Raw genomic sequence first — 18,804 nt, forward strand, 5'->3', positions numbered from 1 at the left:
ATGCCTATGACGGCTCGGGCCGTCTGGTTTCTGTCCTGTACCCCGATGGCGGGGGGCGCAACTTCGTCTACGAGAACGCGTCGTTCCCTCAGGCATTGACTGGCATCTTCGATGAAGCCGGTGTTCGCTGGGGCACATTCGCATACGACAGCACGGGCCGTGCAACCACTTCTCAGTTAGCTGGAGCCGTCGATAGCTATCAGGTTAGCTACCCAAATGATTATTCTGCTCAGGTGATAGACCCACTGGGCACAAGAAGCATCTATGGATATAGCCTAGCGTTCGGCAAGCTTGCCGTTGTTTCGAGTTGGTGGCCTTCGAGCGAGGGCAAGAGCGACGCCGCCAGCCGCAAACAAGACGCCAACGGTTTGATCACGTCGGAGACGGACTTCAATGGCATAGTGACCACCAAGACGTGGGACACAACCCGCCGTCTGCCCACGACGGTGGTGTCAGCCTCCGGCACGCCCGATGCCCGCACAGTGACAACCCAGTGGCATTCGACCTTCTCGCTGCCCGTGCTGGTCACCGAGCCCGGCCGCACCACCGCCTACACCTACGATGCCGTCGGCAACGTCCTGACTCGGACCGTCACGGACACGGCGACCAACAAGGCCCAGTTGTGGCAGTGGACGTACAACGCTCAGCAGCTCGTGGATACAGCCACCGAGCCCAACGGCGCAGTCACCAGCTACACCTACGACCCCCGGGGCAACGTCCTCACGTCCACGAACGCCCTGGGCCATGTGACGCAGTATGGCTACGACCTCGCCAACCGCGTCGTCAGCAGCACAGCCCCCAACGGCCTGGTCACCACCTACACCTACGATGCGCGTGATCGACTTCTGACCCAGACCGTCGGCGGCCAGACCACCACGCTGACCTACAAGCCCTATGGGACTGTGGAGACAGTGTCCTTGCCCTCGGGCCTCGTCCTGACCTACACCTACGACGCCGCCCACCGCCTGATCGGCTGGAGCAACAACCGAGGCGAGAGCGGCACCTACACCCTGGACGGCATGGGCAACCGCACCGCCGAGCAGATCAAGGACAGCTCAGGCAACGTCGCCTGGAGCGTGGCGCGCACCATCAACAACATCAACCGCCTCTCGGGCAGGACCGAAGGCGCGAACCAGAGCAGCACCTTCGGCTACGACGCCAACGGCGACCTGACCCGTTCCACCAACGGCCTGAACCAGAGCACGAACTACGGCCTGGACAGCCTGCGCCGCGTCAAGAGCGTCACCGACGCAGCCAACGCCAGCGCCACCCTGAAGTACAACGCCCTGGACGCCGTCACCGAGGCCAAGGACTTCAAGGGCGTGGTCACCGCCTATGGCCGGGATGCCCAGGGCAACGCCACCATCGAGAGCAGCGCGGACACGGGCAGCTCCAGCACCCAGTACGACAACCTCGGCCTGCCCAGCCAGGTCACCGATGCCCTGGGCCAGGCGACAAGCATCACCCGGGACGCCCTGGGCCGCCCCACCGGGATGGTCTTCGCCGACGGCAAGACCACCACCCTGCGCTACGACCTCACGGCCAACAGCAAGGGGTATCTGTCGGAGATCGTCGACCGCAGCGGCACCACCGAGTACACCCGCGATGCCTTCGGGCGCATCACGCTCAAGAAGCAGACCCTCGCAACAGGCACGAGTACGGGCAGCGTCCAGCAGGTCAGCTACGCCTACAACCCCAACGGCACCCTGGCGAGCATCGGCTACCCCAACGGCGGCACCCTCAGCCACGTCTACGACGCCACGGGCCGCCTCACGGGCCTGAACTGGAACGGCGCCCCGCTGGTCAGCGGCATCGCCTGGAACCCGCTGGGCCAGCCCAGCGCATGGACCTGGGCCTTCACCACCGGCAGCCCGCAACTCATGGCCAGTCGAGCCTACGACACTGCAGGCCGGCTCACGAGCACCGAGTTCAGCAGCTACGGCTATGACGCCGCAGGCCGCATCACGAGCCTCACGCAGAACCTGAACCTGCCCGGTGACACCGATCCGACCCACAGCACCATCGCCAATGCCAACGTGACCTGGAGCGTGGGCTACAACGCCGTGGGGCGTATCACCAGCTTCAACGCCGCGGGCAATACGGCAGGCTTTGGCTACGACGCCAACGGCAACAGATCGAGCAGCACCCGGGTGCTGAATGGCCTGACCACCAACCGTACCTACACGGTGGGCGCCAGCAGCAACCAGCTCACGGGCTTCACCCAGAGCATCAACGGCGCGAGCAACACCAGCGTCACCTACGGCTACAACGCCAATGGCGATCTCTTGACCGATGGCCTGCGCAGCTACACCTACGATGCCGAAGGCCGGCTGGCGGCTGCAACGACAGGCGCCACCGACGTCAGCCCGACCACGCGCTATGCGCACAACGCGCTGGGGCAGCGGGTGTTCAAGACGGAGCCGCTGTACCCGCCCACACAGGGCGACGAGGCCGACCCAGGCTTCATGCAAAGCCTGATCGCGTTCTTCACGAAGCTGTGGAGCCCGAGCACGACACAGGCGGAGCAGTTGGGCTACGCCTACACCTATGACGAGCAGGGCACGCTGATCGCGGAGGCGGGCAGTGGGGGCACCGCCAGTGCGGGGCAGAGCCAGTACATCTACCTGCCCACAGGCAATGGGCCGATGCCGATTGCGGCAGTGATCAACGGAGCCACCTACGCGATCCACAGCGATCACCTGAACACCCCGAGGAAGCTCACCAACGCAGACGGCCAAGCCGTCTGGCAGTGGGGCTACAGCGCGTTCGGAGAAGACAAGCCCACCACAGCCAGGAACAGGTTCGCCAACACGGACACAACACCCAATCCGGGCACGACCGGCATCGCGGAGGTGAAGTTCAACCTGCGCTATCCGGGACAGTACGCGGATGAGGAATCAGGCCTGAGCTACAACTACTTCCGCAGCTATGACAGTAGAACGGGGCGTTACAGCCAGCCGGACCCGATCGGGCTCGATGGCGGGTGGAATCAGTATTCCTATGCAGAATTGAATCCGTTGCTGTATAGCGACCCGACGGGTTTGACATCGGTGGCAGCGTGTGCCAATCCCGCGAACGCTGCTGCTTGCGCAGCTGCGGGCATCGGCATTGCCGGAGCAGCTGCCGCTGTTGCACCTCCTGCACCTCCAGTCCAGCCAGAGCCGAGCCCGAGCCTTTGGGATAGGGTTATCGACTGGTGTATGGAGAGTCGCGGGCGTGGAGAGCGTGGCGCCACCGGAGGTACTTCAGGGAAGGGGACGAACAACCCCTACAAGCATTGCAGAGATCATCCAACCGACCCGAACAAGATCATTTGCAAAGACCACCAAACGGGCAAGACCAACGAAAAGAAAAAACCTGCTGATTGGCCTACACGTTGAAAGGAGTCATCCATGGGGGTGCATAGCAATGAATACACAAGCCTCTTTGATGAGGCCAACGAAGCATGGGATGCAGGCGAAGGAAAAAAAGCCTTTCAACTCTTTTTAGCTGCGGCGCTCAACGGGGAGGAGGATGCATTTAATAGTGTGGGCTACTTTCTCGACCATGGAATTGGCGTCAAGAAGGATCCAGCAGGTGCATATCGGTGGTATCGACGCGCGGCCATGCGAGGTAATCTTGCCGGATGCCTCAATATGGGCGTGTGGTATCGCGACGCCGATAATCTACGCCGCTCGAAGTTCTGGTTTGAGAGGGCATATGCGCAAGGCGATGGGTCAGCAGCATACGAACTCGGAAAGATTTTCCTGCACCAGCGTTCGAGTGCTAGTGCCCAGCGAGCATTGCTGTATCTGACTGCCGCCGCCAAATCCAAATACATCAGCGAAGATGAGCGCGTGGAGGCAAAGAATCTGCTAACCAATATGAAGCGCAAATAGGCGCTGGGGGAATCGGAGTCAGATTTTCGTTAATTTTATGACTTGGGAATATCGAGTAATGAACCGAGACGGCGCAGTCGCCATCTACGAGGTCCACTACTATGAAGACGGTAGGGTGCAGGGTCATAGCGCGGAACCAACGTTTCCCGCGGGTGAAACCGTTGAAGAGCTACGAGCCAACTGCGAGTTGTACCTTGCTGCACTCCGGAAGCCAGTTCTCGAATACAGCAGTTAGCGGGGGCAAGGTTAGGTCTTGCTCGTTCCCCTGATCTTCAAAACCAAAAAAGCCGCCTGCTATCCCCTAGCCTATGAGGCTGAGGTTGGCTGACGGCATTGCTTGTGGCCGCGAGGCTGCTGCGGCATGGTGTAGTCGTCGGGGCTAAGTCCACGAGTGTGTGCGCCGAGGCAGAACTGAGCCCCTGATTCAATTTCAGGTCTGTGCCTAACGACACCTGGAGCGTGGGCTACAACAGTGCAGGGCGCATCGCCAGCCTCAACGCCAGGGGGCCAGGCTTCTACTGCGGCACTAACGGCAATTGAGCCAGCAGCGCCCGAGCTCTGCCTGCCCAGTCGCACCTACCGTAGCAGCGACTCCAGAATCACGCCGAAACCATACACCCGTCAAGAAACCCTCCCTGCCGAATATCGGTTGGCGCCTGCGGCCAATGCGCGTATGGTGGTTCCACTTGCTGCTCGCGCCAATCCATCGCTCCTGGTGGCACGCCTGTACTGAGTACGGAGGTGTGCCATGGACGGTGAGAACTTCGCCTATGAAGGCCGCTCGGGGCCGTGGGCTTGCACGATCTATCTGCTGAAGACCAGTGATGGTAACTTCGCGGCAACGGGAGACATCGCCTTCCGTGGCCAGCACCGATGCAAGCTGGTGCTGTGCCGGCCCCTTATTTCCGTCGAGACAGGTATCGGCATCCTGAAGCGTCAATGCATCGCATGGATAGAGCAGGCGGAACTCGACGCCGAGGCTGCCGCCCTTTCTTCTTGATGCGATTCAGCAGGCCGCTTCCCGCCTATTTCGGCGGCGGCGCGGCAGGCGCTGCGGCGGGAGCCGTCTGTGCGCCGCCCTGCACCTGCGCGGCCGGCGGCGAGGCCTCGTGCGAGGGCCCTTCGCCGCGCTTGTCCACGGCGTAGAAATAGAACAGGGCACCGAGCATCACGAGGATGGCCACGGTCACGCTGAACACGAAGACGCGCTGGTTGTCGCGCCGGTCGTCCCTGGCTTGCTATCTTCTCGATGGGTCGCTCATGGGGCTTTTCCTTCCCTGCCCGCGGTATGCCCGCGATGGCGCGAATGAGAGTGGCGTGAAGTGAACGGAATGCCGTCGTCCGCAGAGCCGGAGCGCACGCAAGACATCCACCCGCAAGACAGACGCCAGGACTTCATGCCGGGCATCGTGTCGGACATCGGCCCGGAGCCCTGTCGCGAACACACCCGATCGCTGGCAACGCGAAATGCACTTGTCCGACACCCCGGCGCCGCCGTGTCGTCCAGATTGGCCGGGCCGGCAGGAAGAGGCCCGGCAAGGAGCACGCGATGACCCCGACGGAAACTGCAGGCACGGACGCAGCGGGAGAGCAGGAGGAGCCGCCCGCGCGCGCAGGCTGGCTCGCCAAGCTCGGCCCCGGCCTCATCACCGGCGCCGCCGACGACGACCCGAGCGGCATCGCCACCTATTCGCAGGCAGGCTCGAAGTTCGGCTACGACATGGGGTGGACGCTGCTGCTGACCTATCCGCTCATGGTCGGCATACAGCTCGCCAGCGCGCGCATAGGCCGCGTCAGCGGCCGCGGCCTGACGGAGGCCTTCCTGCGGCTGTGGCCGCGCTGGGTGGTGTGGCTGCTCGTGGGTTCACTGGTCGTCGCCAATGTCATCAACCTTGGCGCCGACCTCAACGCGATGGCCGACGTTGCCGCGCTGGTGGCGGGAGGCTCCAAGGCGGCCTATGCCATCGGCTTCGGGGCGGCGTCGCTGGCACTGCAGATCTGGCTGCCCTACGAGCGCTACGTGCGCGTGCTGAAGTGGCTCACGCTGTCGCTGCTGTCGTACGTGGCGGTCGCCCTCACGGCGCACGTCGACTGGGCCGCGGCGGCCAAGGGGGCGCTGCTGCCGCACCTGCAGTGGAACAAGGACTACATCACCACCTGGGTCGCGATCCTGGGCACCACCATCAGCCCGTACCTGTTCTTCTGGCAGGCCTCGCAGGAGGTGGAGGAGATCAGGCGCGTGCCGCAGGACAAGGCGCTCAGGCGCGCCCCCGCGCAGGTGCCTGGGCAGTTGCGCCGCCTGAAGATCGACACCTGGGTGGGCATGGGTTTCTCCAACGCCATCGCCTTCTTCATGATCCTCGCGACGGCGGCTACCCTGCATGCGCATGGCCAGACTTCCATCGAGACGACCGCGCAGGCGGCCCAGGCGCTCAAGCCGGTGGCGGGGGAGGCCGCTTTCGTGCTGTTCGGCATGGGCATCGTGGGCACGGGTCTGCTCGCATTGCCGGTGCTGGCCGGGTCGGCCGCATACGCACTCGCAAGCCTGTTCGGCGTGCGCAAGGGGCTGGACCGGCCTCCGGGCAAGGCCCGGGCCTTCTACGCCATCCTCGCCGCCGCGATGCTGATCGGGCTGGTCATCGGCCTGTCGGGCATCAGCCCGATGACGGCGCTGGTCTATGCCGCCATCATCAATGCGCTGGCCTCGGTGCCGATCATGGTCGGCGTGATGCTGGCCGCGTCCAGCCACGCGGTGATGGGCGATCTGGTGATCGCGCGGCGGCTGAAGGTCGTGGGCTGGGCGGCCACCGGCGTGATGCTGATGGCCGCCGTCGCGACGCTTGCTGCAGCGTGGTCCTGAGCCAGCCCCTTGCCCGCATCGCGTTGCTCGACGCATCGGCGACCAGCTCCACGAAGAGCAGATCGGCCGATTCGTTCATGCTGCCTGCCTCTCGGTGGTGTTGATGGTTGTCGATGCGGATCGATCAGCCTTCAACATGGGTTCGGCCCGATGCGAGCCATGTCGGCATGGACATGCGCGAGCTGCAGGCGGCAGCCATGCCGGCCACTGGCACCAGCCGCAGACGAGGCAGCGCTATGGCACTTTCATGCGACCCACCAGTTCACCACCAGGAAGGGCATCGGGTCGTCGGGCAGATGAAAGAGGATGTCGCCCCGGCCTGCAAGAGGGCCGGTTCTGCTTGCAAGGTAGCGGACCGTGACGTGAGGCTGGGGCCGCGGCGGGGTGCCGCAGAGGATGGAGGCCTGGCCTTGCTCGATGAAGTGGGCGAGGAGGTGATGTGCGTCGGAGTCGAGCGCGTGTTGTTGTGCGGACGCCTTGTTGTCCGCGCCGGTATGGCTCGATGCAGCTTTCAGCAATGCCTCGGCGCGTCGTCCATCTATGCGTGCGATGCGCTCTGTCTCGGTGCTCCAGGGGGCGGCGGCAGCCTCGGCGAGTTGTTCCAGTCGATCACGTGGGAGCAGAACGACTGCTTGCGCAATCAGGAGAACGATGCATGCATCTGGAGGCGAAGACGGCAACGCGACCAAGCGCGTCTCGTCAATGTCTTTCCCGGCAGTTGGACGGGCAGTCTCGGTGGTTGGCATTGGTGCTGCATCTTGCAGAAGAACAAAAATCTACATTCGCTCGTCAAAGATTTCGGGGTTGAATCGACTATCTGCGGCGCGCGAAGAGTCCGGATTCATGAACAATTGAGACGATAGCTCAGTAGGAGCATTGCAATTTTTCTGGACTCGAGCGCGTCGGAGGCTGAAATTGTTCGATCGTTTGACAGAGCAAACTGGAATCGCGTTCGGGTTGGCTGGGCTTGGCGTCAGCCTTGCAGGAGTGTCAATGGGCTTCCTGGGCCTGCCCGTCATTGGTTACTGGGTGGCGGCCGTCGGCATGGTGCTTGTATTTGTCGGCGCGGCTCTGCATTTCATCAAGAACTGGCGAGCGATCTTTCGGATGCACCAGGACGACCGACCCAAGGAGTGAATCGAATGCCCGATGTTTTTCTTGTCCATCACCTCCATCGACTGTCCGACGGCAGAGAGGACGTCAAGCTGCTCGGTGTTTTCTCTTCTGAGGAGAGGGCGGCGCAGGCGGTCGATTGCGCTCGGAACATGCCCGGCTTTGCGGAAGCACCCGATGGGTTCAGCATCGACAAGTATCAGGTCGACAAGAGAACATGGACGGAAGGGTTCGTCCCCTGGACGCATCTCGATGATGGCCATGACGGATGAATGCCGGAAACCCCTTGACGTATTGACAGGAGTGCAACGGTGGATTTTTGTCTTCGCTTCCCCGCCGGCCTTGCGGAACCTACAGCCGACGACAACGTCGACGTAACGATCGAACTGGCGGACGGTCGTGCATTCAGCGTCACGTTCTTCACCGTATCGAATCTGGTGACGCTCATGGCTCGCTGGGGGAAGACTGGAGAGTGTGCAAACGGTCTGTATGTATGGGCGAAGAACATGATCGTGGTGCACGAGATTTCCTTGCCCGTGATACGGAAGGTCGCCGAGGATCTTGTCGCGACGGGCGATCTTCAGTCTGTGGGCTGTCTGATCTCATCGCCTCTGCAGAGCTGAGATCGAGATCCGGAGTTGATCTGACTCCGGGCCCGCATTGCCAACGCCGCGATACCCTGCAGGCGCGAACTGCGCCTGTGGCGGCCCGTGATCAGCTGCGTGCTTGCTTGCAGACTAATCGGGGCGTGGTCAGTCGCCTTCGCTGGCCAGTGCCGCACGAAGAGACTGCATGGTCTCCTCGGCCGCATCAATGCGTCGCTGCAAGTCCTCGTTGACCACGCGCATCAGCGCGCCGAGTTCGACCCGGTTCGGGTGGATGTCTTCTGTGTCGCCCACTCCTTGCGGAACGACGAGTTTCTCGAGGCACGAGTACGCGCGTTGCATGTCCCGCAGGCCATCGATGTCATCGCAAGCCTGCAATGCAAGCGATTCGACGTTGACGGCCTCGGAAGATTGAGGAAATGAAGAGACGGGCACGGACGCGCGGGCAGATGCAGCCATCAAAGGCCTCCAGGGGTTTCGGCTTGTTGACACCGCTGCGCTCAACGCCAATTGAGGGCGGCGGCTCGACGAGTTGGCGTACCGGGAAACCACTTGCATGAAACCGGCCGGGCTCGCGCCCGCACGTCGAGCCGCCAAAACTGGAGGCACGAACGACGAAGCCGCAGACCCTGCGCGGTGACTGCGGCTTTACGTCGCAGTGATTTCAACGGGACGCCAATCCCGATCACGCCTTTGTTTGACGTGACGGCCGCAGTATAGCCACGCAGCGTGGCCTCACTGGTCCTCTTCCCGCCCTCTGTACTGCCCCATCAAGGTCTGCTGCACGTTCGGCGGCACCGCCTCGTAGTGCGACAGCGCGATCGTGTATCGCCCCTGTCCGCTGGTCATCGCATTGAGCCGCGACTGGTAGCTCGCCAGTTCGGCCATCGGCACCTGACCGCGAACGGCCGCGGCACCGGCCCCAAGCGTCGATGTACCGGTGACCAGCCCGCGCCGCGACGAAAGATCGCTGGTGACATCGCCCACCGCATGCTCGGGCGCGACGATCTCGATCTGCACGATCGGCTCCAGCACCACCGGCCTGGCCTCGCGGATCGCGGCCATGAATGCCTTGCGGCCGGCGGTGGCGAAGGCGATGTCCTTGCTGTCCACGCTGTGGTGCTTGCCGTCGTGCACCACCACGCGCACGTCGACCACCGGGTAGCCGGCGATGGCACCGCATGCGAGCACTTCGCGCACGCCTTTCTCGACAGCGGGAATGAACTGGCCCGGAATCGCACCGCCCCTGACCTCGTCTGCGAACTCGAAGCCGTCGCCGCGCCCGAGCGGCTCGATGCGCAGGAAGACTTCGCCGAACTGGCCCGCGCCGCCGGTCTGCTTCTTGTGGCGGTGGTGGCCCTCGGCCCGCGCGGTCACGGTCTCGCGGTAGGCGATGCGCGGCGGCCGGGTCTGGACTTCGAAGCGGTACACCTCGCGCAGGCGGTCGAGCACGGTGCGCAGGTGAAGCTCGCCGAGGCCGTAGAGAACGGTCTCGTTGGTTGCGACCACATGCTCGATGCGCAGGCAGGGGTCTTCGGCCGCGAGCTTGCCGAGGATCTCCCAGGCGCGCTGTTCGTCGCCATGGCGCTTGGGCTCCACGGCCAGCCCGTGCACGGGCACCGGAAACTCCAGCGGCGCAAGATGCACGTGGCTGTCTTCCGCCGCGTCGTGCAGCACGGCATCGAACTGGATCTCTTCCACCTTCGCCACTGCCACGATGTCGCCCGGCACGGCGCGCGACACCTCGACGTGGTCCTTGCCCTGGAGCATGAAGAGGTGCCCGACCTTGAAGGGCTTGCGGCCGTCGCCGATGTAGAGCTGGCTGTCGCTCGCGATCGTGCCCTGGTGCACGCGCATGATGCCGAGCTTGCCCACATAGGGGTCGCTCGTGACCTTGAACACGTGCGCCAGCACGTGCAGCGATGCATCGGGCCTGGCTTGCATCGGCTTCGCGTCCGTCCCTTCGCCGAGCAGGAAGTCCGGCGGATTGGCTTCGCTCGGATCGGGCAGCAGCTTGACGATGATGTCGAGAAGCTCGGCCGCGCCCGCGCCGCTGCGTGCCGAGACGAAACACACGGGAATCAGGTGGCCTTCGCGCAGCGCCTGCTCGAGCGGTGCGTGCAGCTCGCTGGCGTCCACGTCGCCGTCCGTCAGGTAGCGTTCGACGAAGGCCGCATCGACTTCGACGACCTGCTCGACAAGCGCGCGATGCGCGGCGTCGACGGCGCCGATGTCGGAGTCGCCTTCGCGGTTGTAGAAGCAGTCGATCACGCGCGTGCCGCCGGCCGCGGGCAGGTTCAGCGGCAGGCATTCGCGGCCGAAGGTGGCCTGGATCTGCTCCAGCAGGCCGGCGAGGTCGGCGCCGGGGTCGTCGATCCTGTTGACGACGATGAGCCGCGCGAGGTGGCGCGATGCCGCGTAGTCCATCATGCGCAGCGCCATCGGCTCGATGCCGGAGCTCGCGTTGATGACGATGGCGGCGGTTTCCACGGCTTCCAGCGCGGGCAGGCTCTGGCCCAGGAAGTCGGCGCCGCCGGGGGTGTCTATCAGGTGGATGCGCACGCCATCGTGCGCGAGGTGCATCAGCGTCGCATTGAGCGAATGCTGCATGCGTTTTTCGAGCGGGTCGTGGTCGCTGACGGTGGTGCCGCGCTCCACGCTGCCGCGTGCCCCGATGGCGCCTGCCTCGAGCAGCAAGGCCTCGGCGAGGGAGGTCTTGCCGGACGCGGAGGCGCCGACGAGCGCCAGTGTTCGCACCGCTTCCATTTCGGCCGCGAGGCCGTTCGATCGGCTTGGCATGCGTGGCTCCTTCACGCCCGCAAGACAGGCCCGGCGGCCCGCTTGGGCTCGGGTGCTGCGCGCGGACGCCGGGTCAGCCTACGGTATTGACCGTACCGATGCAAGCGGAAATGGCCGGGCCACGAGGGGGCGTTCGCTAAACTGCGGGCGTGAACTCTTCCTCCGAGCCTCCCAGTAGGCCGCTGGCCTGCGCCAGCAACAACCTGCAACGCGGCGCTGCGACCGAACCTTCCGCAGCCGTTTTCCGCCTCCCGCCTCCCCAGTCGCCCGCTCTCGACATGGCCCGTGCCATGCCGGGCTCCGGCCGTCCGCGCGCCTCTTTCCAACCATGATCGAACTGCTCTCCGACCCGGCCGTCTGGATCGGTCTTCTGACGCTCGTCGTCCTGGAGATCGTGCTGGGCATCGACAACCTCGTCTTCATCGCGATCCTCGCGGAGAAGCTGCCGCCGCGCCAGCGCGACAAGGCAAGGCTCATCGGCCTGAGCCTGGCGCTCTTCATGCGGCTGGCGCTGCTGTCCATCGTCTCGTGGCTGGTGACGCTGACCACGCCGCTGTTCTCCGTATGGGGGCATGACTTCTCGGGGCGCGACCTGATCCTGCTGGGCGGCGGCCTGTTCCTGCTGTTCAAGGCCACTTCCGAGCTGCACGAGCGGCTCGAAGGCGTGGCGGCGCATGCGGCCACCGGCCCGGTTGCGTATGCGAGCTTCACGCTGGTGGTCACGCAGATCGTGATGCTAGACGCGGTGTTCTCGCTCGACTCGGTCATCACCGCCGTGGGCATGGTCGACCACCTGCCGGTGATGATGGCGGCGGTGGTCATCTCCATCGGCATCATGCTGTGGGCCTCCAAGCCGCTCACCCGTTTCGTGAACGCGCACCCGACGGTGGTGATGCTGTGCCTGAGCTTCCTGCTGATGATCGGCCTGAGCCTCGTGGCCGAGGGCCTGGGCTTCCACATTCCGAAGGGCTACCTGTACGGCGCCATCGGCTTCTCCGTGATGATCGAGGCGCTGAACCAGTGGGCCCGGCGCAACGAACTGAAGCACGAGGCGCGCAGGCCGCTGCGCGAGCGCACGGCCGAGTCGGTGCTGCGGCTGCTCGGCGGCCGCATGCGCGGCGAGCCCATGCCGGCCGGCGCCGATGCATCCGAGGCGGCGCCACAGGCGCAGGAGGAGCCCGTCTTCGCCCTCGAGGAGCGCAACATGGTGAGCGGCGTGCTCTCGCTGGCCGAGCGCACCGTGCGTTCGGTGATGACGCCGCGCGCCGACATCTCGTGGGTGGACCTCGACGACGACCCCGTGGCGGTGCGCGAGCAGCTGCTCGATACGCCGCACGGCATCTTTCCGGTGTGCCGGGGTTCGCTCGACGAGGTGGTGGGCGTGGCGCGCGCCAAGGACCTGCTGGGCCAGTTGCTGCGCCACGGAAAGATCGATGAAAGTGCCGGCCTGCGCGCGCCGATCTACGTGCCCGAATCGACCACGGCGATCCGCCTCATCGATACGCTGCGCGGCGCGCGCGGCCAGCTCGCGCTGGTCAGCGACGAGCACGGCACGCTCACCGGCGTGGTGACGCCCATCGACGTGCTGGAGGCCATCGCCGGCGAATTCCCCGACGAGGACGAGACGCTGGAGATCCTGCAGACCGCGCCCGATGCCTGGACCGTGTCGGGCAGCGCCGACCTGCACCTGCTGGAGCAGGCGCTGCAGACCCACGGCCTCGTGAGCGACGACGACAGCTACACCTCGGTCGCGGGCCTGCTGCTGGCGCGCTTCGGCGGGCTGCCCCCGCGCGATGCCCGCTGGACGCACGACGGGTACGATTTCGTGGTGACCGAGGTCGATGCGCAGCGCATCCGCACGGTCATCGTCCACCGGCTGCCGGTGGACGACCCCGAAATCTGACCCGCACCGACCGCCATGAACGCCACCCACCGCCAGCCCGTTGCCCTGAACAGGGCCTACCGCCTGCTGAACCACGGCCCCACCGTGCTCGTGAGCGCCGCGCACAGCGGCAAGCGGAACATCATGGCCGCAGCCTGGGCCATGCCGCTGGATTTCGACCCGCCCAAGGTGGCGGTGGTGCTCGACAAGAGCACCTGGACCCGCGAACTGCTCGAAGGCGCCGGCACCTTCGCGCTGCAGGTGCCGGTGCGCGCCCAGCTCGACTTGACGGAGACGCTGGGCAACAGCTCCGGCCGCGAGATCGTCGAGCAGTCGGGCCGGGACAAGTTCGCCGCCTACGGCCTCTCGACCTTCACCGGCACCGCCATCGACGCGCCCCTGCTCGAAGGCTGCGCCGCATGGCTCGAATGCAGGCTGCTGCCCGAGCCGGCGATCCAGCAGCGCTACGACCTGTTCCTCGGCGAGGTGATCGCCGCGCAGGCCGACGAGCGCGTGTTCTCCAACGGGCGCTGGCACTTCGACGGGCACGACGAGCTGCGCACGCTGCACCACGTGGCGGGCGGGCACTTCATCATCGACGGCGAGGCGGTCGATGCACGGCCGCTGAAGCCGCTTCAGCCGCTGCCGCGCTAGAAGAAGCTCAGGCCGAAGAGCCGCCGCGCGACGCACGCGGCACCAGCATCGCGCGCAACACGAGCACGCCGCACGCGGCGGCCGCCAGTGCTATCACCACGGCCCACAGCAGGCGCGAGGGCGATGCGGCATCGAGCCAGTCGCCCAGCAGCAGCGTGGTGGTGTTGTAGGCGGCATGCAGCGCGATGCACGGAATGAGCGAGCGCGTGCGTTCGTAGAGCCAGCCGAGCACGGTGCCGATGACGAGGCCGACGAGGAACTGGTAGATGTTCATGTGCGCCGCGCCGAAGACCAGCGCCGACAGGAAGATCGCCTGCCATCGCGGATAGCGCGTCAGGAAGCCGCGCAGCACGATGCCGCGAAAGAGCATCTCCTCCAGCAGCGGCGCCACCACGCACACCGCGAGCACGGCGGCCACGCTGCCGTCGGCCATGCGGCTGAACATCGCTTCCTCCCATGCGGAAGGCGGCGCGATGCGCATCATGATGTTGAGCGCCGAGGTGAGCGTCAGCAGCAGCGCGGGCACCAGCAGCAGCACCGGCGGCACCACGAATATCAGCATCGCCCCGGCGGATGCACGCGACTGGTGGAAGAGCGTGCGGTAGGTGAGCTGCTGGGAGTGCATCACCACCGCGAACACGCAGCCGTTGCCCAGCACGGCCGCGAGCACGCCGATCTGCATGCTGCTCAGGCCCAGCCACCCGTTGGCGTCGCGCACCGCGGCGCCGATGACGAGTTCGCAGAGGAACAGCGCCACGAACAGGAGGGCGGCTTGCGCCACCGAGGGGAAGGCGGCGCTTTTCGGGGGAGGCATGAGAGAGGGCGGGAGGGGCTGGAGGGACGGTGGCGCGGATGTTACGCGACCGGTCCGTTCGACTCACCCCCGCTGCAGGCACTGCGAGAGCGGCGCGAGCGTGATCCCGCTGTTTTCGCCGTTGCCGCCGGACGCCCCGAGCGACAGTCCGCGCAGCGCCGTGTATTCGCGCAGCCGCGCGCCGCCGTGCGGATCGCCGGCCATGATGCCGGCGGAGGGGTGGCACATGAGCACGTCGCCGGTACGGCTGGCCGCGAGCCATTCGGACAGGCGCTGCTCGTGGCGCTGGATGTCGCCCGAGAAGTCGTAGACGCCCAGCAGGCGGCTGCTCATGGGAATGCCGCGCCGCTTCGCCAGCGCAGCCAGCCGCGCGCCGCCCAGCGCGTGGATGACGCGGGCCTTCAGCCTGTCGGGGCCATGGCGCCAGCCCGGCGCCGTGTTGCGGACCCACGGCGGCGACGTGGGATAGCGCCGCGCGATCTCTTCCACCAGCAGCTCGCGCACCACCGGGAACTGGTGCACGTGCCGGTGCCCGTCCACGAAGGCGGGCGCGCGCCCCATGGCGTCCTCGAAGCGCGTGAGCTGGTCGCGGATGTCGGCCTGCAGCCCCGGCGCGAAGATCGTGCGCGACCAGGTTCGAGCGAGCAGCCCGCCCAGCCCCGGCTCGGGGCCGCCGGCATGCGCGGGCCGCGTGAGGTCCAGGTGCAGGCCGGTGTCGAACTCCGCCGGGTCGAGGCTGCGCAGCACCTTCGCGCCGGCCAGCCAGGCTTCGCGGCGCACCATGCCGCTGGTGGCGGAGATCTTGCGCTGCTCGGCAAGATCGAACACGGCCGAGTTGATGCCCGCGCTCATGCCGAAGTCGTCGGCGCAGATGCAGAGGTAGCGGGGCGATTCAGTCATTGCTGCCGTTCGTGCCATGAAGCGGGGCGGAGGGAGCCGGGGCGGAGGCCGGGTTGGGGAAGGGGGCAGTATCCAGGCAGTGCGGGTCGCCCGTCGCGCTGCCCGCGAAGCGCCAGGCGGCCAGCCCGTCGTTCACCGCCACCAGCTGCGCATGATGCAGCCATGGGTTCGCGAGGTGCGCCGTGTTCGAGCCGATCAGCCAGGTGGTGCGCGGCACGCACAGCGTGTCCGCGAGCTCCGTGCGCTCGACCAGCGTGCGCGCCGCGCGCGCCGGATCGAAGCGGCTGGCGTCGAAGATTTCCTTGCGCCAGTTGTCGCGCGTGTCCTGGGCCGCAGCCTTCCAGTCGTCCGACACCAGCACCGGCTCGCGCAGGTTCCAGTAGAAGGGGATCTCGTAGTGGTAGCTGTCGAGCATCAGCACCTGGTCACCCGGTGCCACCGCTTGCCCAGCCGGCAGCCGCAGCCGCGTGCCCGGTGGCGACGAGAACACCATGACCGCGATCACGCAGCCGATGCACACCGTCGCCGCCGCCAGCGTCGTGGCGCGCACCTTGGGCAGCAGCGCCTCGAGCGAGCGGCCCGCGAGCACGCGCTGCGCGATCAGGTACGCCAGCGGGGGGAGCGCCGGCAGCACGTAGCCCACCAGCTTGGAGCGCGGCAGGGAGAAGAACACCACGATCACCGCGAGCCATATCCACATCAGCCGGTCGATGTCCGGCTGGCGATGCCGGGCCGCCTCGTCGTTCGTCCCGCGGGGCACCAGCACCCATGCGAACCACGGCAGCGTGAGCCCCGCCAGCACTGGCAGATAGAACCAGAAGCCGTGCTCGTTGTTGAAGCCGGACGACGCGAAGCGCCGGAAGTGCTGCGTGATGACGAAGTAGTCGAAAAACTCCGGATACCTCATCTGCATCGCGACGAACCACGGACCGGCCACGGCCAGCAGGATGGCCCAGCCGGGCAGCCACAGCGCGAGCCGCAGCGCCGCGAGCCTGCGCGTTGCCGCGCACCAGATGGCGATCACCATCGCGGGCAGCACCAGTCCGATCAGCCCCTTGGCCAGCAGGCCGGCCGCGGCGAACAGCCAGGCGCCGGCCAGCAGCGCGCGCCATGGCTCCTCGCGCTCCCGGGCCAGCGCTGCGCCGGCCGCCAGCAGCACCGTGCCCGAGATGCAGCCCGCCACCAGCATGTCGAGGTTGGCGAACTGCGCGCCCAGGAAGAAGAAGGGCGTGGTCACCAGCACCACAGTGGACAGCAGCGCCAGCCGCACCGTCGACCAACGGCGAAGGAAGAGGAAGAGCGCCGCCGCGGCCACGCCGCCGCCCAGGACGGACGGCAGCCGCGCCGCCCATTCGACCGGGCCCGCGACCGACATCGCCGCCGCGCCTATCCAGTAGAAAAGCGGCGGCTTGTGAAAGAAGGGAAGCCCGTCGAGCCTGGGCACCAGCCAGTCGCCCGAACGAAGCATCGCGAGCGCGACGCTGCCGTAGCGGCCTTCGTCGGGCGCCATCAGCGGGCGTGCCCACGCGGTGGCCAGCAGCCAGGCGAAGAGAGCGACGATGAGCCATAGCGGTTGCGGAGCGGTCCACCAAGACGAAGACGATCGTTTCATGTCTGCCCGGTCTCGAGCCCCGTGCCGCGTTCGCGGCGCACCACGTACAGCGGGCGGCCCTTGACCTCTTCATAGATGCGCGCGATGTACTCGCCCACGATGCCGGTGGAGATCATCTGGATGCCCATGAAGAACATCAGGCTCGCGACGATGGTGGTCCAGCCCGAGACCGAGTTGCCGAAGAGCAGGTAGTCGATCGCCACGAAGGCGCCGTATCCGAAGGCCGGCACCGCCAGCATCAGGCCCACCACGCTGACCACGCGCAGCGGCCAGGTGGTGAAGGCGGTGAGCCCGTCGATGGCCAGCCGCACCAGCCGGCGCGTGTTGAAGGTGCTGGTGCCTTCGGCGCGCGGCGCGGGCGTGTAGGGCAGTGCCACGGCACGAAAGCCCACCCATGCGTACAGGCCCTTCATGAAGCGGCTGCGCTCGGGCAGGCTCATGAGGGCGTCGACCACCTTGCGGTCCATCAGGCGGAAGTCGCCCGCGTCCTTGGGCACCTCGAAGCGGTCCGATGCATTGACCAGGCTGTAGAAGAGCTTGCTGCCGATCTGCTTGAAGCGGCTTTCGTCGCTGCGCTGCTCGCGCACCGCGTACACCACCTCGGCGCCGGCCACCCACTGCGCGATCATGGTGTTGATGAGATCGGGCGAGTGCTGCAGGTCGCCGTCCAGCAGCACCACCGCGTCGCCCGTGGCGGCGGCGAGGCCGGCGGTGAGCGCCGCTTCCTTGCCGAAGTTGCGCGACAGCGAGATGCAGCGAAAGCCCGAGAGTTCGCACCAGGCCTCGGCCACCGCGACGGTGTCGTCGGTGCTGCCGTCGTCCACCACGATGATCTCCCAGCGCAGGCGCGTGGCCCAGAGGATGTCCTCCAGCAGCGGCAGCAGGCGCCGCAGGTTCGCGCCCTCGTTGAAGCACGGGATCACGCAGGAAATGCTGCGCGCTTCTTCGGGCGGTGCGAGCGGCGCGCCGATATCCGCGTGCGTCGCGGGAACGTCGTCGGCCTGCGCCAGCCGGATCGGTGCGCGCGAATGCCGGCTGTTGTCGGTCGAGGAAATCATGGATGCCTCCAGAAAGAAGCGGCCGCTGGCGTGTCGTCGCGAGTGCGGCCAACGGGCGACGCTGGAAAAGAAAGAAAGCGATGGGCCAGCCGCTGCGCGATTGCGAGCAGGCCGGCGATGGCGCTGCCGAGCAGCAGGCCGGCGGCGATGTCGAATGGGAAATGCACGCCCACGTAGACGCGCGCCCAGCCCGTGACGGCCGCCAGCGCCAGCAGCGGCACGCCGAGCCTGCGCAGCGAAGGGCGCAGCAGGAAGGCCATCGCCACCATGAACATCACCGTTGCGTGCGTGCTGGGCAGCGAGCCGCGGCCGGCGTGTTCGATGTATGCGGGCGCCAGACCCAGCACGAAGGGGCGCGGCGTGTTCAGCGCCATCGCGATCGCGTGCGAGGCCATCGAAGCAAGGCCCGCGAACGCCGCGACGATGCACAGGTAGGCGCGTTCGGCGCGATGCCGCCACAGCGCGAAGACGAGCACGGCCGCGCACAGCCAGCTGCCCCACAGGGCGAAGGCGGATGCGAAGGACAGCACCCACGGCGTGGGCTGGCTGCCGGCAGTGAGCCACTGGAAGAGCGTGATGTTCAGCGCGTTCATGACGCCACCTTCGGCGTGATCTGGAAAACGGTGGGC

At 66.3% G+C, this 18,804-nt stretch carries 18 protein-coding genes; 9 read left to right on the forward strand and 9 right to left on the reverse strand.

The genetic code is table 11. The features are described from left to right. Positions 1-482 precede the first annotated feature (482 nt). From SFB74_RS07480 to SFB74_RS07490, 3 genes are all read left to right on the forward strand, one after another. On the forward strand, positions 483-3,380 hold the full coding sequence (locus SFB74_RS07480; protein ID WP_432731894.1) for an RHS repeat-associated core domain-containing protein: 2,898 nt from the start codon (positions 483-485) through the stop codon (positions 3,378-3,380). A 12-nt stretch (positions 3,381-3,392) separates the two neighbouring features. Next, complete coding sequence (locus tag SFB74_RS07485; RefSeq protein ID WP_432730139.1) at positions 3,393-3,878, forward strand: tetratricopeptide repeat protein; 486 nt, start codon at positions 3,393-3,395, stop codon at positions 3,876-3,878. Between the two features lie 748 nt (positions 3,879-4,626). Beyond that, positions 4,627-4,878 carry a hypothetical protein gene (locus SFB74_RS07490; protein WP_432730140.1) on the forward strand — a complete coding sequence of 84 codons (252 nt, stop codon included), beginning with the start codon at positions 4,627-4,629 and terminating at the stop codon, positions 4,876-4,878. 25 nt (positions 4,879-4,903) lie between these two features. Here the strand turns inward: SFB74_RS07490 and SFB74_RS07495 are convergent, their stop codons facing one another. Continuing rightward, entirely contained in the window at positions 4,904-5,077 is a 174-nt protein-coding gene (locus SFB74_RS07495) for a hypothetical protein (protein WP_432730141.1), read from the reverse strand. 350 nt (positions 5,078-5,427) lie between these two features. Between SFB74_RS07495 and SFB74_RS07500 the strand changes: the two genes are divergently transcribed. Continuing rightward, the gene (locus SFB74_RS07500) at positions 5,428-6,738 is read left to right on the forward strand and encodes an Nramp family divalent metal transporter (RefSeq protein ID WP_432730142.1); all 1,311 of its coding nucleotides are present in this window, start codon (positions 5,428-5,430) and stop codon (positions 6,736-6,738) included. Positions 6,739-6,983: 245 nt separating this feature from the next. Here SFB74_RS07500 and SFB74_RS07505 read toward each other — a convergent pair whose 3' ends face one another. Then, positions 6,984-7,484, reverse strand: a complete 501-nt coding sequence (locus SFB74_RS07505; RefSeq protein WP_432730143.1) for a hypothetical protein — start codon at positions 7,482-7,484, stop codon at positions 6,984-6,986. Positions 7,485-7,653: 169 nt separating this feature from the next. On the opposite strand from SFB74_RS07505, the gene SFB74_RS07510 reads away from it, so the two are divergent. Genes SFB74_RS07510 through SFB74_RS07520 form a run of 3 tightly spaced genes read left to right on the forward strand, consistent with a single transcriptional unit; the run spans position 7,654 to position 8,474 of the window. Further along, positions 7,654-7,875, forward strand: coding sequence for a hypothetical protein (locus tag SFB74_RS07510; RefSeq protein ID WP_432730144.1), 222 nt, complete (start codon positions 7,654-7,656; stop codon positions 7,873-7,875). Positions 7,876-7,880: 5 nt separating this feature from the next. After that, a complete protein-coding gene (locus SFB74_RS07515) occupies positions 7,881-8,123 on the forward strand; it encodes a DUF7336 domain-containing protein (protein WP_432730145.1) in 243 nt (80 codons plus the stop codon). A gap of 39 nt (positions 8,124-8,162) precedes the next feature. Next, entirely contained in the window at positions 8,163-8,474 is a 312-nt protein-coding gene (locus SFB74_RS07520) for a hypothetical protein (protein ID WP_432730146.1), read from the forward strand. Positions 8,475-8,603: 129 nt separating this feature from the next. Here the strand turns inward: SFB74_RS07520 and SFB74_RS07525 are convergent, their stop codons facing one another. Both SFB74_RS07525 and fusA read right to left on the reverse strand, forming a co-directional pair. Next, positions 8,604-8,915 (reverse strand): hypothetical protein, encoded by a 312-nt coding sequence (locus tag SFB74_RS07525; RefSeq protein WP_432730147.1) that lies wholly within the window; start codon positions 8,913-8,915, stop codon positions 8,604-8,606. Between the two features lie 276 nt (positions 8,916-9,191). Further along, a complete protein-coding gene (fusA, locus tag SFB74_RS07530) occupies positions 9,192-11,255 on the reverse strand; it encodes an elongation factor G (RefSeq protein WP_432730148.1) in 2,064 nt (687 codons plus the stop codon). Between the two features lie 331 nt (positions 11,256-11,586). Between fusA and SFB74_RS07535 the strand changes: the two genes are divergently transcribed. Continuing rightward, positions 11,587-13,158, forward strand: a complete 1,572-nt coding sequence (locus SFB74_RS07535) for a TerC family protein (RefSeq protein WP_432731895.1) — start codon at positions 11,587-11,589, stop codon at positions 13,156-13,158. 15 nt (positions 13,159-13,173) lie between these two features. Beyond that, positions 13,174-13,791: a flavin reductase family protein gene (locus tag SFB74_RS07540; RefSeq protein WP_432730149.1), complete on the forward strand. Its 618-nt coding sequence runs from the start codon at positions 13,174-13,176 to the stop codon at positions 13,789-13,791. Positions 13,792-13,798: 7 nt separating this feature from the next. On the opposite strand, the gene SFB74_RS07545 is transcribed toward SFB74_RS07540, so the two are convergent. The 5 genes from SFB74_RS07545 to SFB74_RS07565 form a co-directional block, all read right to left on the reverse strand. Continuing rightward, a complete protein-coding gene (locus tag SFB74_RS07545) occupies positions 13,799-14,605 on the reverse strand; it encodes a CPBP family intramembrane glutamic endopeptidase (protein WP_432730150.1) in 807 nt (268 codons plus the stop codon). A 63-nt stretch (positions 14,606-14,668) separates the two neighbouring features. Beyond that, a complete protein-coding gene (locus SFB74_RS07550; RefSeq protein WP_432730151.1) occupies positions 14,669-15,505 on the reverse strand; it encodes a ChbG/HpnK family deacetylase in 837 nt (278 codons plus the stop codon). Beyond that, positions 15,498-17,117 (reverse strand): ArnT family glycosyltransferase, encoded by a 1,620-nt coding sequence (locus tag SFB74_RS07555; protein ID WP_432730152.1) that lies wholly within the window; start codon positions 17,115-17,117, stop codon positions 15,498-15,500. Before SFB74_RS07555 ends, SFB74_RS07550 begins: the two co-directional genes overlap by 8 nt. Next, positions 17,114-18,175: a glycosyltransferase family 2 protein gene (locus SFB74_RS07560; RefSeq protein ID WP_432730153.1), complete on the reverse strand. Its 1,062-nt coding sequence runs from the start codon at positions 18,173-18,175 to the stop codon at positions 17,114-17,116. Before SFB74_RS07560 ends, SFB74_RS07555 begins: the two co-directional genes overlap by 4 nt. Next, positions 18,172-18,768 (reverse strand): phosphatase PAP2 family protein, encoded by a 597-nt coding sequence (locus tag SFB74_RS07565; RefSeq protein ID WP_432730155.1) that lies wholly within the window; start codon positions 18,766-18,768, stop codon positions 18,172-18,174. Before SFB74_RS07565 ends, SFB74_RS07560 begins: the two co-directional genes overlap by 4 nt. Positions 18,769-18,804: the final 36 nt, after the last annotated feature.

It is taken from the genome of Variovorax xiamenensis (genome assembly GCF_050916385.1).
Lineage (GTDB): Bacteria > Pseudomonadota > Gammaproteobacteria > Burkholderiales > Burkholderiaceae_C > Variovorax.

Excerpts from the sequence above, each read along its gene's own strand:
- SFB74_RS07485 (WP_432730139.1), top strand. The coding sequence starts at position 3,393 with ATGGGGGTGCATAGCAATGAATACACAAGCCTCTTTGATGAGGCCAAC.
- SFB74_RS07490 (WP_432730140.1), top strand. The coding sequence starts at position 4,627 with ATGGACGGTGAGAACTTCGCCTATGAAGGCCGCTCGGGGCCGTGGGCT.
- SFB74_RS07500 (WP_432730142.1), top strand. The coding sequence starts at position 5,428 with ATGACCCCGACGGAAACTGCAGGCACGGACGCAGCGGGAGAGCAGGAG.
- SFB74_RS07505 (WP_432730143.1), bottom strand. The coding sequence starts at position 7,484 with ATGCCAACCACCGAGACTGCCCGTCCAACTGCCGGGAAAGACATTGAC.
- SFB74_RS07515 (WP_432730145.1), top strand. The coding sequence starts at position 7,881 with ATGCCCGATGTTTTTCTTGTCCATCACCTCCATCGACTGTCCGACGGC.
- SFB74_RS07525 (WP_432730147.1), bottom strand. The coding sequence starts at position 8,915 with ATGGCTGCATCTGCCCGCGCGTCCGTGCCCGTCTCTTCATTTCCTCAA.
- fusA (WP_432730148.1), bottom strand. The coding sequence starts at position 11,255 with ATGCCAAGCCGATCGAACGGCCTCGCGGCCGAAATGGAAGCGGTGCGA.
- SFB74_RS07540 (WP_432730149.1), top strand. The coding sequence starts at position 13,174 with ATGAACGCCACCCACCGCCAGCCCGTTGCCCTGAACAGGGCCTACCGC.
- SFB74_RS07545 (WP_432730150.1), bottom strand. The coding sequence starts at position 14,605 with ATGCCTCCCCCGAAAAGCGCCGCCTTCCCCTCGGTGGCGCAAGCCGCC.
- SFB74_RS07550 (WP_432730151.1), bottom strand. The coding sequence starts at position 15,505 with ATGACTGAATCGCCCCGCTACCTCTGCATCTGCGCCGACGACTTCGGC.
- SFB74_RS07555 (WP_432730152.1), bottom strand. The coding sequence starts at position 17,117 with ATGAAACGATCGTCTTCGTCTTGGTGGACCGCTCCGCAACCGCTATGG.
- SFB74_RS07560 (WP_432730153.1), bottom strand. The coding sequence starts at position 18,175 with ATGATTTCCTCGACCGACAACAGCCGGCATTCGCGCGCACCGATCCGG.
- SFB74_RS07565 (WP_432730155.1), bottom strand. The coding sequence starts at position 18,768 with ATGAACGCGCTGAACATCACGCTCTTCCAGTGGCTCACTGCCGGCAGC.